Raw genomic sequence first — 12,027 nt, 5'->3', positions numbered from 1 at the left:
CGCCGTGTGATGCGGCGCACAAAACGTGTAACATTCTGATAATGCAGTGCAAAGATTGATGTACATCAATTTTCTTATGTCCGGATGATTATGCCGTGCTATTCTGCCCTCAGCTCGCGATTAAATGTCGCCAACCCTATGTTTATTAAGGTTTTATATAACCATTAATTAACTTTTGGTTTACAACTTTGAGGGGGTCTTCATTGACTACAAGCATGGAAAAAATCGTCATCGTCGGTGGCGGTGCCGGAGGGCTGGAGCTGGCAACACAGCTCGGCCATAAACTCGGCCGCAAAAAAAAGGCGGAGATCATCCTGGTCGATCGTAACCACAGCCATCTGTGGAAACCGCTGCTGCATGAAGTGGCGACCGGTTCGATGGATGAAGGTATTGATGCGCTCAGCTATCTGGCGCATGCGCGCAACCACGGTTTCCAGTTCCAGCTGGGTTCGCTGACGCAAATTAATCGCGACACAAAAACCATTGAACTGGCGGAGATCCGCGACGCGGAGGGTGGGCTACTGGTACCGCAGCGCGAACTGGCGTATGACCGTCTGGTGATGGCGCTGGGCAGCACCTCGAACGATTTCGGCACGCCAGGCGTGAAAGATCACTGCATCTTCCTCGACAACCCGCATCAGGCGCGTCGGTTCCATAATGAGATGCTCAACCTGTTCCTGCGCTTCTCTGCCAGCGAAGGGCAGCTGCAGAAAGTCAATATCGCCATTGTCGGCGGCGGCGCGACCGGCGTCGAGCTGTCGGCAGAACTGTATAACGCAGTGAAACAATTGCACAGCTACGGCTATAAAGGTCTCGACAGCAGCGCGCTCAACGTCACGCTGGTGGAAGCCGGCGAGCGTATTCTGCCTGCGCTGCCGCCGCGCATCTCCGCAGCGGCGCACCAGGAGCTGAGCAAGCTTGGCGTGCGCGTACTGACGCAAACCATGGTCACCAGCGCAGCAGCCAATGGTCTGAATACCAAAGGGGGCGAATTCATCGAAGCCGATCTGATGGTATGGGCGGCCGGTATTAAAGCGCCAGACTTCATGAAAGAGATTGGCGGGCTGGAGACCAACCGCATTAATCAGCTGGTGGTCAAAGAGACGCTGCAGACCACGCTGGACGACGATATTTACGCCATCGGCGACTGCGCCTCCTGCGCGCTGCCGGGCGGCGGATTCGTACCGCCGCGCGCGCAGTCTGCGCACCAGATGGCGTCGCGTGCGCTGGAAAACATCCTCGCCCAGCGCAAAGGCAAGCCGCTCAAAGCCTACGTGTATAAAGATCACGGCTCGCTGGTGTCGCTGTCCCGCTTCAGTACCGTTGGCAGCCTGATGGGGAACCTGATGCGCGGTTCGATGATGGTGGAAGGGCGTATTGCGCGTTTTGTCTACATCTCCTTGTACCGTATGCACCAGATTGCGCTCCATGGATACTTCAAGACCGGTCTGATGATGCTGGTCGGCAGCCTCAACCGCGTGCTGCGTCCGCGTCTCAAACTGCATTGATCGCTGGCGGGCGGTCACCCCCGCCCGCTGCGTGCCCGGCTGCCGTAACCGGCTGATTGCCGTTCAATCAGCGCCAGGTTACGGCGCAATGACACTGCCGCTCAGAACTCTCCTAAAAGCTGGTCCTGCTGGCTTTCCGCTGCGTTTCCTCCATTAATCTGATGTTGCATTTTCGGACCATCTGTAAAACTTATGCCAACGAACACGGCGCGGCGCGCACGCCGGTTATGCCTCGGTAACCCGGGATCGGGTTGCGGCAGGAATGCGCGGTAACAACTTCAGGAGGACATTCCTGTGAATAAATCAATGTTAGCGGGTATTGGAATCGGCGTAGCAGCAGCGTTGGGCGTGGCCGCCGTCGCCAGCATGGATGTGTTTGATCGTGGCCCGCAGTATGCTCAGGTGCTTTCGGCAACCCCAATCAAAGAGAGCATCAAGCAACCGCGTCAGGAGTGCCGCAACGTTACCCTCACGCACCGTCGTCCGGTGCAGGATGAGAACCGCATCGCCGGTTCCGTACTGGGTGCCGTGGCCGGTGGGGTGATTGGTCACCAGTTCGGTGGTGGCCGCGGCCGGGATATCGCGACCGTAGCCGGTGCGCTGGCAGGCGGCTACGGCGGTAACCAGGTACAGGGTGCGCTGCAGGATCGTGACACTTACACCACCAGCGAGCAGCGCTGCAAAACCGTGTACGATAAACAGGAAAAAATGCTGGGTTATGACGTGACCTATAAAATAGGCGACCAGCAGGGCAAAATCCGTATGGAGAATGACCCTGGCACCCGCATCCCGCTCGACCGTAATGGTCAGCTGATCCTGAATTCGAATCAGGCCTGATTGGGCAAAGCTACTTCACAGCAGCAGTAACAAAAAAAAGCGCCGCAAGGCGCTTTTTTTATGTTGGTTTTTTAATTCAGGGTAAAGAAAAGAGATCCGGGGCTTACACCTCATAACGAATTTCATCAGCTATTACCGGTCTGGCTTATTATCTGTTGGCAGGCATGTTTATGAGGTAATCAGGTTCGCTTATCTACCATCGAAACGAGAATTGTGCGCGGTTGTTCCTCAATTTCAATCGATACGGTGACAAGCGGATCGTCGCCAGTCCAGCAGTCACCTGCGAAACTGCACGCTTCGCTTTGTTTGAAACCCTTTTCTTTCATAAACGCATTAATTTTATCTGCGTTGGTCGCGCCAATAAACCTCAGCTGAAAAATCAGTGCGGGGTTAGGACCTGATACGTTACTGTAATAAAAGCTATAGTTATCAGTAATGCGCGGCATCTTTTTGAGTAAATCAGGCGTATAAAAGTCGTAATCCAGCGTGTCGTGCTCTGTATAATTAGCGCTATCTGCAAACTCCATACGGAGATAATTCAAGCCATAGGCCATACCGACCACACACGCAATGAGAACGCAAAGTAGAATCCTGAGCGATTTTTTCATAGTTTTGAAATGCCCTTACCAAAATGGATAAAGCCACGGTCCGGGTCTATGATGCCAACATCTTCTGATGTCCACCGATTATAGGGCGTTACGCTTCGCATGAAGATCGGTAACTGACCAAAGTGAGGTTTGGCGTTAGGGAATTGAAGAGGGTCAGGGAAAAGCAGTGGCTTAAAGGTTTCGTTTTTCCAGGAGCCAATTTTTCCATAATGGTCCCAGCGTCTTAATGCATCCGCCTGACTCACTGGTTTCAGGTGGCTGAAAATGCCGCTCATGCATGCCACAACCCGGTAAAAACCCAGGAGATCCAATACAAGGTCTTCGCCACTGAATCCGCTGTCAGTAGCCCAGCTAAAAGGGAAAGAATTCTGCAGCCCTTCAAACCTGCGCGCCAGCGTCATCATCATGGCAAGAGCTATGCTTTGCTTTTGGTGATATGACAGACCTTTTTGAGACGCCGGGTGATTGATTTTCCCACAGTCAGGCGCCTTTTGAGGCCAGCCATTGATTGTTTATAGGTAACGTCATACGTCAGGCCGCTCTGTGCTTCGCCGCACAGCATTTGCGCCCATAACTGTCTGATGTCATTGCCCTGGGCGTGACCGAGATCTATCCAGCCCAATACTTCTGTGTAAACCAGGCCGTAAGCACTTCTTTCTGCTTTACTGCCGTCAAGAATATCCTCTCGCCTGCTCATCATTGAGCTCCTTCCATGAATAAATCCTGTGATGCCATCCTTGTGATATCACAGGATCAAGCGGTGATTTAATTTTTTCCGCTAAGTTTGCGAGCTCGCTCCTTAAACCCTGTTCTTCGCCAGTTCGGCGACGAAATTCTGCACCCATTCCATGCGCGTTTTGCGTTCGCTGAGATCGCGGGTGAATTTCAGTCGCGTCGGGCCATCCAGCTTCCACTGCTTCGCATCTTTCTGCAGCAGGCCGATCAGCCAGCCGGGATCGACCTGATTTTGCGGCGCGAACTCAAAGAAGCCGCCTTTTTCGCTGGCTTCGATTTTACGCAGCCCCAGCTGGCGCGCCACCAGACGCAGCGCGGCGATGTCCAGCAGGTTACGCGCGGCATCGGGCAGCTTGCCGAAGCGGTCAATCATCTCAATTTTCAGCTCAGCCAACTCCTGTTCATCGGCCGCACTGGCGATGCGTTTATACAGCGACAGGCGCGTATTGACGTCCGGAATAAAATCATCCGGCAACAGGGCAGGCATGCGCAGCTCAATCTCGGTCTGATTGCTGGTGAGATCTTCCAGCGACGGTTCACGTCCGGCCTTCAGCGCATCCACCGCGTTTTCCAGCAGCTCCATGTAGAGCGTGAAGCCAATGGTCTCCATCTGACCGCTCTGATCTTCACCCAGCAGCTCACCGGCACCGCGAATCTCCAGATCGTGCGTCGCCAGCGCAAAGCCAGCGCCCAGATCCTCCAGCGAGGCAATCGCTTCCAGTCGCTTCTGGGCATCGGTGGTCATCGCTTTCGGGTGCGGCGTCAGCAGCCAGGCATAGGCCTGATGATGTGAACGGCCAACGCGGCCACGCAGCTGATGCAGCTGCGCCAGACCGAAATGGTCGGCGCGCTCAATGATGATGGTATTGGCGCTCGGCACATCGATCCCGGTTTCGATGATGGTGGTGCACACCAGCACGTTGAAACGCTGGTGGTGGAAATCGTTCATCACCCGTTCCAGATCGCGCTCACGCATCTGACCGTGGCCGATGGCGATGCGCGCTTCCGGCACCAGCTCGGCCAGCCGCTGCGCTGCTTTCTCGATGTTCTCGACGTCGTTGTAGAGATAGTAAACCTGGCCGCCGCGCAGCACTTCACGCAGGATCGCTTCGCGCACCACCAGGCTGTCATACTCGCGCACGAAGGTTTTCACCGCCAGACGGCGCGCCGGTGGCGTGGCGATAATCGACAGATCGCGCATGCCGCTCATCGCCATGTTCAGAGTACGCGGAATCGGCGTTGCGGTGAGCGTCAGAATATCGACGTCAGCGCGCATCGCTTTGATGCGTTCCTTGTGACGCACGCCGAAACGGTGCTCTTCATCGACGATCAGCAAACCGAGATCGCGCCACTTAAGATCGCTCATCAGCAGCTTGTGGGTGCCGATCAGAATATCAATTTTGCCCTCGCTGGCCTGCTCCAGCACCTGCGCCTGCTCTTTGGCGCTGCGGAAGCGCGACAGCATCTCAATGCGCACCGGCCAGTTGGCGAAGCGGTCGCGGAAGTTGTCGTAATGCTGCTGCGCCAGCAGGGTAGTTGGCACCAGCACCGCCACCTGTTTGCCGTTCTCCACCGCAAGGAAGGCAGCGCGCATCGCCACTTCGGTTTTACCAAAGCCAACATCGCCGCACACCAGGCGGTCCATGGCCAGCGGCTGGCACATATCGCTGAGCACGGCGTTAATTGCCTGCGCCTGATCCGGCGTGGTTTCAAACGGGAAACCTTCGCAGAACAGCTGATACTGCTCGCGGTCGTGCTTAAAGGCAAAGCCGGCCTTGGCCGCGCGCTGGGCATAGATATCCAGCAGCTCAGCGGCCACGTCACGGACTTTCTCCGCCGCTTTCTGGCGCGCGCGTGACCAGGCATCGCTGCCCAGTTTGTGCAGCGGCGCATTTTCATCGGCGCCGCCGGCGTAACGGCTGATCAGATGCAGCGATGACACCGGGACGTAAAGTTTGGCATCGCCGGCATAGGAGAGCATCAGATACTCAGCCACGATACCGCCGGCTTCCAGCGTGGTCAGGCCGATGTAGCGGCCCACACCGTGTTCAAGATGCACCACCGGCTGGCCCGGGTGCAGCTCGGCGAGGTTACGAATCAGTACATCCGGATTGATGGTGCGGCGATTGTCCTGACGCCGCCGGCTGACGCGCTCGCCGAGCAGATCGCTTTCGCAAATCAGCGCGCGCTGGCGCTGGGTGTCGATAAAACCGCGCTCGCTGGCGCCAATCATCAGACTGTACGGCTGCTCATCGGCCTGCTCGAAGCGATCAATCGGCTGCGGGCGCAGTTTGATGCGGGACAGCAGCTCCTGCAGGCTCTCGCGGCGACCTTCGCTTTCTACTGAGAAAATCACCTGACCGGTAAACTGTTCGAGGAACTGGCGCAGCAGATCGAGCGGCGCTTTGGCCTGCGCCTGCACCGTCAGCTCCGGCAATGGCTGATAACCCAGATTACTGTTCGCAGCTTTCTCCGGCAGCGTCTCAGCGCTGAGCTGCATGCGCGGCCAGTTTTTCAGCTCGCTGAGCAGCGCATCCGGGCGCAGCCATAGCGTGGCCGGTTCCAGCAGCGGGCGCATAGGATCGATGCGGCGATTTTCATAGCGTGCGTTAGCATCCTGCCAGAAACGCTCAGCGCTGGCGTGCAGATCGCCGCTATTCAGCACCAGCGTGCTGGCGGGCAGATAGCTAAACAGGGTAGGCAGTTCCTGCTCGAAAAACAGCGGCTGCCAGTACTCAATCCCGGCCGGCAGCGTGCCTTTGCTCACCTGCTGATAGACGTGCTCGGGTTCGCGCCGCACGTCGAAGGTTTCACGCCAGCGGCTGCGGAACAGCTCAATGGCCGCTTTATCGGTGGGAAATTCATGCGCCGGCAGCAGGTTGATGGCGCTCACCGCCTCCAGCGTGCGCTGTGAGTCGACGTCAAACAGGCGCAGGCTGTCTATCTCATCATCAAAGAAATCGATGCGGTAAGGCTGATCGCTGCCCATCGGGAACAGGTCTAGCAGCGCGCCGCGCGTCGCGTACTCGCCATGCTCCATCACCTGATCGACATGGCGATAACCGGCCTGCTCCAGCTGGTCGCGCAGGGCATCGCGCGACAGTTTCTGGCCCTGCTGCATCACCAGCGCATGGCCGTGCAGGAAGCTGTGCGGGCAAACGCGCTGCATCAGCGTATTGACCGGCAGAATCAGCATGCCGCGCGTCAGGGTGGGCAGCTGGTACAGCGTAGAAAGACGGGCGGAAATAATGTCCTGATGGGGCGAGAAGCTGTCGTAGGGCAGTGTTTCCCAGTCAGCAAGATTGGTGACCGGCAGATCGGTAAACTGCCTGATCTCCTCCTGCAGCCGCAGGGCCGATTGCATATCCGGGGTGATCATTAACACCGGACCGCTGTGGCGTTCGGTGATGCTGGCACACTCAACCGCCTGCGCGGCGCCGACCAGCTGACCGAGCTGACGATGGTCGCCTGCTTTAGCAGGCAGGGTATAACGACGCTGTTCCGACATAAGGTCCGACATTCTCTCCTCAGTTTCCAGGGCGTCATCATTCCACATTCCGCCGTGAGGATCATCTCTCCTTTCTGAGTTTATGTCAGGGTGCATGAATGCGCACCTTACCTCAGCGGCACCCTGAAGGGCCGCCAGTATGGCCGGTTGCCAGGTCGTCATTGATGGCGACCTGGCCGCGTCACGTTATTTACTGGATTGCTGTGTGTAGTGCATGCGAGGACGATCCACATTGGCCCATGACAGCTCGCGCTCGACATGGTAGCTGTTGTTGCCATCGTCCCACTTCACATAATAACCGGTTAGCGCGTTTCCCTGCTCAAAGACATTGACCACTTCGCCTTTGATCTCGCCAGATTTATGTTTAACGATACTGCCTTTAGGAAACCTGCTCATGGTAAGAACCTCCGTACTGCGCTTACTGTGATGCGAAGACCGGTACTGCAAGCTAAGTCTAACCCACCTGCTGACGAATAATCGTACTAATAGCGTCACTATTTTGTCGTAATTTTGTGCATTGTCGCGCAGGAGGACGCATTTTGACGCAACTTTGCAACTGACTCAGCGGGTTAGAGGTTTCATAAAGCAGACGGCTCCTTTATCATCGCTCTACTTAATTTTGGGCAACGGCCAAGACGGATCTCATGTATCAACCAGTCGCGTTATTCATCGGTTTACGCTACATGCGTGGACGTGCTTCAGACCGTTTCGGTCGTTTCGTCTCCTGGCTCTCGACAATTGGTATCACGCTCGGCGTGCTGGCACTGGTGACGGTGCTGTCGGTGATGAACGGCTTTGAGCGCGAGCTGGAAGGCAACATTCTCGGCCTGATGCCGCAGGCGCTGGTGACCAGCGACACCGGCAGCATCAATCCGCAGCAGATGCGCGCGCAGGATCTCAAACTGCAGGGTGTGACGCGGATCGCGCCGCTGACCACCGCCGATGTGGTGTTGCAGAGTGCGCGCAACGTGTCGGTGGGCGTGATGCTGGGCATCAATCCTGACGAGCCGGATCCGCTGACGCCTTATCTGGTCAACACCCAGCAGAGCGTGCTGCAGCCGGGCCAGTATAAAGTCATTCTCGGTGAACTGCTGGCCTCGCAGCTGGGCGTGAAGCGCGGCGATCAGCTGCGCCTGATGGTGCCATCGGTCAGTCAGTTTACCCCAGTGGGGCGCGTGCCGAGCCAGCGCATCTTTACCGTTGCCGGTACCTACGCGGCCAATAGCGAAGTCGATGGCTATCAGATTCTGGTGAACCAGCAGGACGCCTCGCGCGTGATGCGCTATCCGCTCGGCAACATTACCGGCTGGCGCCTGTGGCTGGATAAGCCGCTGAATGTCGATGCGCTCAGCCAGCAGTCGCTGCCGCAGGGGCTGACGTGGAAAGACTGGCGCGAACGCAAGGGCGACCTGTTCCAGGCGGTGCGCATGGAGAAAAACATGATGGGGCTGCTGCTCAGCCTGATTATTGCCGTCGCCGCCTTCAATATCATTACCTCGCTGGGCCTGCTTATCATGGAGAAGCAGGCGGAAGTGGCGATCCTGCAAACCCAGGGCTTAACGCGGCGGCAAATCGTCGCGGTATTTATGGTGCAGGGCGCCAGCGCCGGTATTATCGGCGCGCTGCTCGGTACGCTGCTGGGCGTGCTGCTGGCCAGCCAGCTCAACAATTTAATGCCGGTGATCGGCCTGTTCCTTGATGGCGCCGCGCTGCCGGTGGATATCAATGTCTGGCAGGTAATCACCATTGCGCTGGTCTCGATGGCCGTGGCGCTGCTGTCTACCCTCTATCCGTCATGGCGCGCTGCCGCCGTTCAACCCGCTGAGGCTTTACGTTATGAGTAATACCCCTTTGTTGCAGTGTCGTGACCTGTGCAAACGCTATCAGGAAGGCAGCGTGCAGACCGATGTGCTGCGCAATGTGGCTTTTAGCCTGCAGCCGGGCGAACTGACGGCCATCGTCGGTAGCTCCGGCTCCGGCAAAAGTACCTTACTGCACCTGCTGGGCGGGCTGGATGCACCGACCTCCGGTGACGTGGTGTTTGACGGGAAATCGCTCAACGCCATGTCGTCGGCGGCCAAAGCAGAGCTGCGCAACCGGGAACTCGGCTTCATTTATCAGTTTCACCATTTGCTGCCGGACTTCAGCGCGCTGGAGAACGTAGCGATGCCGCTGTTGATTGGCAAAACCGGCAAAGCCGAAGCGGAAGCGCGCGCACGCGAGATGCTGGCGGCGGTTGGCCTGGAAAAGCGCGCGGCGCACCGGCCTTCTGAGCTGTCGGGCGGTGAACGTCAGCGCGTGGCGATTGCCAGGGCGCTGGTGAACCGGCCGCGGCTGGTGATGGCCGATGAGCCTACCGGTAACCTCGATGCGCGCAACGCGGACGCCATTTTTGAACTGCTCGGCGAACTCAACGTGCAGCAGGGCACCGCGTTTCTGGTGGTGACGCACGACCTCAACCTGGCGAAGCGCCTGAGCCGGCAGATGGAAATGCGCGACGGCCAGCTGAGCGATCACCTGACGCTGGGAGCGATCTGATGGCGTCCTCTTTATCCCTGCTGCTCGGGCTGCGCTTCAGCCGCGGCCGGCGGCGCGGCGGCATGGTGTCGCTGATCTCCATCATCTCGACCATCGGCATTGCGCTTGGCGTGGCGGTGCTGATCATCGGGCTGAGCGCGATGAACGGTTTCGAGCGGGAGCTCAACAACCGTATTCTGGCCGTGGTGCCGCACGGCGAAATTGAGGCGGTTAACCAGCCCTTTCGCAACTGGCAGCCGATGATTGCGCCCATCGAACAGGTGCCGGGCATCGCCGCAGCGGCGCCTTACGTTAACTTTACCGGATTGATTGAGAGCGGTGCGAAGCTGCAGGCGCTGCAGGTGAAGGGCGTTGATCCGCAGCAGGAGCCGCGCCTTAGCGCGCTGCCGCATTTTGTCAGCGGTGATGCCTGGTCGCAGTTCAGCGCCGGCAAGCAGCAGATCATTCTGGGCGGAGGCATCGCCAGATCGCTCAACGTGAAGCAGGGCGACTGGATCACCATCATGATCCCGAATAATGATGGCGAGAACAAACTGCTGCAGCCAAAACGCATTCGTCTGCAGGTGAGCGGTATTCTGCAGCTGAGCGGCATGCTGGATCACAGTCTGGCGCTGGTGCCGCTGGCCGATGCGCAAAAATATCTGGATTTGGGTGACAGCGTCAGCGGCATTGCGCTGAAGATGAGCGATCCGTTCCAGGCACAGAAGCTGGTGCGCGATGCCGGCGAAGCCACGCACTCCTATGTCACCATCCGCAGCTGGATTGGCACTTACGGCTACATGTATCGTGATATCCAGATGATTCGCGCCATTATGTATCTGGCGATGGTGCTGGTGATCGGCGTGGCCTGCTTTAATATCGTGTCGACGCTGGTGATGGCGGTGAAGGACAAGAGCAGCGATATCGCCGTGCTGCGCACGCTGGGCGCGAAAGACGGCCTGATTCGTGCCATCTTTATCTGGTATGGCCTGCTGGCCGGGCTGCTGGGCAGCGTCAGCGGTGTGGTGGTTGGCGTGCTGGTGGCGCTCAATCTGACGCCGGTAATGCGCGTAGTGGAGCAACTTACCGGACATCAGCTGCTGGCGGGCGATATCTACTTTATCGACTTTCTGCCGTCCGAGCTGCACTGGCTGGATGTGGCCATCGTGCTGGCAACGGCGATTGGCCTGAGCCTGATTGCCAGCTGGTATCCGGCGCGGCGCGCCAGCCGCATCGATCCTGCCCGCGTGCTGAGCGGTCAGTAAAAACAAAACACGCAGCCGCCTTCGCGGCTGCGCACATTTTCAGCGTCTGCGGCATGCAGCCGTCATACCCAGCCGCTATTATCGGGTCTGAGTAACCCGGAAAACACCCGCAGCGCGGCGTTCAGCGCCGCAGATTAAGGAGCCTTTATGCGCCAACCGCGCCGCCGCCTTCGACTCGCCCGCTACAAAAAGAACCGCCGCAAAGTGCATCAGCGCTTTCGCCAGCGCATCTTTGAGCGCGATCGTCAGGTTGAACTTGCCGCCCATCCACAGCCGCACGTGGTGGTGCTGACCGGTGCCGGAATTTCGGCAGAATCCGGCATTCGCACGTTCCGCGCGGAAGATGGCCTGTGGGAAGAGCATCGCGTGGAAGATGTGGCGACGCCCGAAGGCTTTCGCCGCGATCCGGCGCTGGTGCAGGGCTTCTACAATGCGCGCCGGCGTCAGCTGCAGCAGCCAGAAATCCAGCCTAACGCGGCGCACAAAGCGCTTGCCGAACTGGAGCAGGTGCTGGGCGATAATTTCCTGCTGGTTACGCAGAATATCGATAACCTGCACGAGCGCGCCGGCAGCCAGCGCGTGCTGCATATGCACGGTGAGTTACTGAAGGTGCGCTGTGAGCACAGCGGTCAGGTGCTGGCGTGGACAGAGGACGTCGGTCCGGACGATCGCTGTACCTGCTGCCAGTTCCCGTCGCGGCTGCGTCCGCACGTGGTGTGGTTTGGTGAAATGCCGCTCGGCATGGAGGAGATTTATCAGGCGCTGGAACAGGCCGATCTGTTTATCGCCATTGGCACCTCAGGCCACGTCTACCCGGCGGCAGGCTTTGTACATGAAGCGAAACTGCAGGGTGCGCATACCGTGGAGCTGAATCTGGCCCCCAGTCAGGTCGGTAACGAATTCGCTGAAGCGCATTACGGCTTAGCCAGCGAAGTGGTGCCCGAATTCGTGCATACTTTTTTGCGCGGCTTGTATAAATAGTCAGCGTACTGCGCGTTTCCCCTCATCCCGGCCTTCTCCCGGCGGGAGAAGGGGAAAAACGCGCCCGA

The 12,027-nt window shown here is 58.1% G+C and carries 9 protein-coding genes and 1 pseudogene; 6 read left to right on the top strand and 4 right to left on the bottom strand.

All coding sequences use genetic code 11. The features are described 5' to 3' along the window. Positions 1 to 203: 203 nt before the first annotated feature. Together K7H94_RS11190 and K7H94_RS11185 are read left to right on the top strand one after the other, a co-directional pair. Entirely contained in the window at positions 204 to 1,508 is a 1,305-nt protein-coding gene (locus tag K7H94_RS11190; RefSeq protein WP_031279261.1) for an NAD(P)/FAD-dependent oxidoreductase, read from the top strand. Between the two features lie 294 nt (positions 1,509 to 1,802). Beyond that, positions 1,803 to 2,345 (top strand): glycine zipper 2TM domain-containing protein, encoded by a 543-nt coding sequence (locus K7H94_RS11185; protein ID WP_031279257.1) that lies wholly within the window; start codon positions 1,803 to 1,805, stop codon positions 2,343 to 2,345. Positions 2,346 to 2,524: 179 nt separating this feature from the next. Here the strand turns inward: K7H94_RS11185 and K7H94_RS11180 are convergent, their stop codons facing one another. The 4 genes and pseudogenes from K7H94_RS11180 to K7H94_RS11165 form a co-directional block, all read right to left on the bottom strand. Continuing rightward, positions 2,525 to 2,953 (bottom strand): hypothetical protein, encoded by a 429-nt coding sequence (locus tag K7H94_RS11180; RefSeq protein ID WP_222951049.1) that lies wholly within the window; start codon positions 2,951 to 2,953, stop codon positions 2,525 to 2,527. Continuing rightward, positions 2,950 to 3,650, bottom strand: a pseudogene (locus tag K7H94_RS23300) (hypothetical protein). The gene K7H94_RS11180 and the pseudogene K7H94_RS23300 overlap by 4 nt, the downstream one beginning before the upstream one ends. 102 nt (positions 3,651 to 3,752) lie before the next feature. Beyond that, complete coding sequence (mfd, locus tag K7H94_RS11170; protein ID WP_021506389.1) at positions 3,753 to 7,196, bottom strand: transcription-repair coupling factor; 3,444 nt, start codon at positions 7,194 to 7,196, stop codon at positions 3,753 to 3,755. A gap of 186 nt (positions 7,197 to 7,382) precedes the next feature. After that, the gene (locus tag K7H94_RS11165) at positions 7,383 to 7,592 is read right to left on the bottom strand and encodes a hypothetical protein (protein WP_058759483.1); all 210 of its coding nucleotides are present in this window, start codon (positions 7,590 to 7,592) and stop codon (positions 7,383 to 7,385) included. 248 nt (positions 7,593 to 7,840) lie between these two features. Here K7H94_RS11165 and lolC point away from each other — a divergent pair, with 248 nt between their 5' ends. The 4 genes from lolC (at position 7,841) to cobB (ending at position 11,959) form a co-directional block, all read left to right on the top strand. Continuing rightward, on the top strand, positions 7,841 to 9,040 hold the full coding sequence (lolC, locus tag K7H94_RS11160; protein WP_222951048.1) for a lipoprotein-releasing ABC transporter permease subunit LolC: 1,200 nt from the start codon (positions 7,841 to 7,843) through the stop codon (positions 9,038 to 9,040). Further along, a complete protein-coding gene (lolD, locus tag K7H94_RS11155; RefSeq protein ID WP_021506386.1) occupies positions 9,033 to 9,734 on the top strand; it encodes a lipoprotein-releasing ABC transporter ATP-binding protein LolD in 702 nt (233 codons plus the stop codon). Before lolC ends, lolD begins: the two co-directional genes overlap by 8 nt. Then, positions 9,734 to 10,978: a lipoprotein-releasing ABC transporter permease subunit LolE gene (gene lolE / locus K7H94_RS11150; RefSeq protein ID WP_222951047.1), complete on the top strand. Its 1,245-nt coding sequence runs from the start codon at positions 9,734 to 9,736 to the stop codon at positions 10,976 to 10,978. The genes lolD and lolE overlap by 1 nt, the downstream gene beginning before the upstream one ends. A 147-nt stretch (positions 10,979 to 11,125) precedes the next feature. Beyond that, positions 11,126 to 11,959: a Sir2 family NAD+-dependent deacetylase gene (gene cobB / locus K7H94_RS11145; RefSeq protein ID WP_010617227.1), complete on the top strand. Its 834-nt coding sequence runs from the start codon at positions 11,126 to 11,128 to the stop codon at positions 11,957 to 11,959. The last annotated feature ends 68 nt before the right edge of the window (positions 11,960 to 12,027 follow it).

The sequence above is a fragment of the Pantoea dispersa genome (assembly GCF_019890955.1).
GTDB classification, from domain to species: Bacteria; Pseudomonadota; Gammaproteobacteria; order Enterobacterales; family Enterobacteriaceae; genus Pantoea; species Pantoea dispersa.
Note: the sequence above shows the minus strand (reverse complement) of the source record. Positions and strands in the feature narration are given on the sequence as shown.

What these genes read in the sequence shown, in the direction of transcription:
- K7H94_RS11180 (WP_222951049.1), bottom strand. Translation starts at nt 2,953, where the DNA reads ATGAAAAAATCGCTCAGGATTCTACTTTGCGTTCTCATTGCGTGTGTG.
- mfd (WP_021506389.1), bottom strand. Translation starts at nt 7,196, where the DNA reads ATGTCGGAACAGCGTCGTTATACCCTGCCTGCTAAAGCAGGCGACCAT.
- K7H94_RS11165 (WP_058759483.1), bottom strand. Translation starts at nt 7,592, where the DNA reads ATGAGCAGGTTTCCTAAAGGCAGTATCGTTAAACATAAATCTGGCGAG.
- lolC (WP_222951048.1), top strand. Translation starts at nt 7,841, where the DNA reads ATGTATCAACCAGTCGCGTTATTCATCGGTTTACGCTACATGCGTGGA.
- lolD (WP_021506386.1), top strand. Translation starts at nt 9,033, where the DNA reads ATGAGTAATACCCCTTTGTTGCAGTGTCGTGACCTGTGCAAACGCTAT.
- lolE (WP_222951047.1), top strand. Translation starts at nt 9,734, where the DNA reads ATGGCGTCCTCTTTATCCCTGCTGCTCGGGCTGCGCTTCAGCCGCGGC.
- cobB (WP_010617227.1), top strand. Translation starts at nt 11,126, where the DNA reads ATGCGCCAACCGCGCCGCCGCCTTCGACTCGCCCGCTACAAAAAGAAC.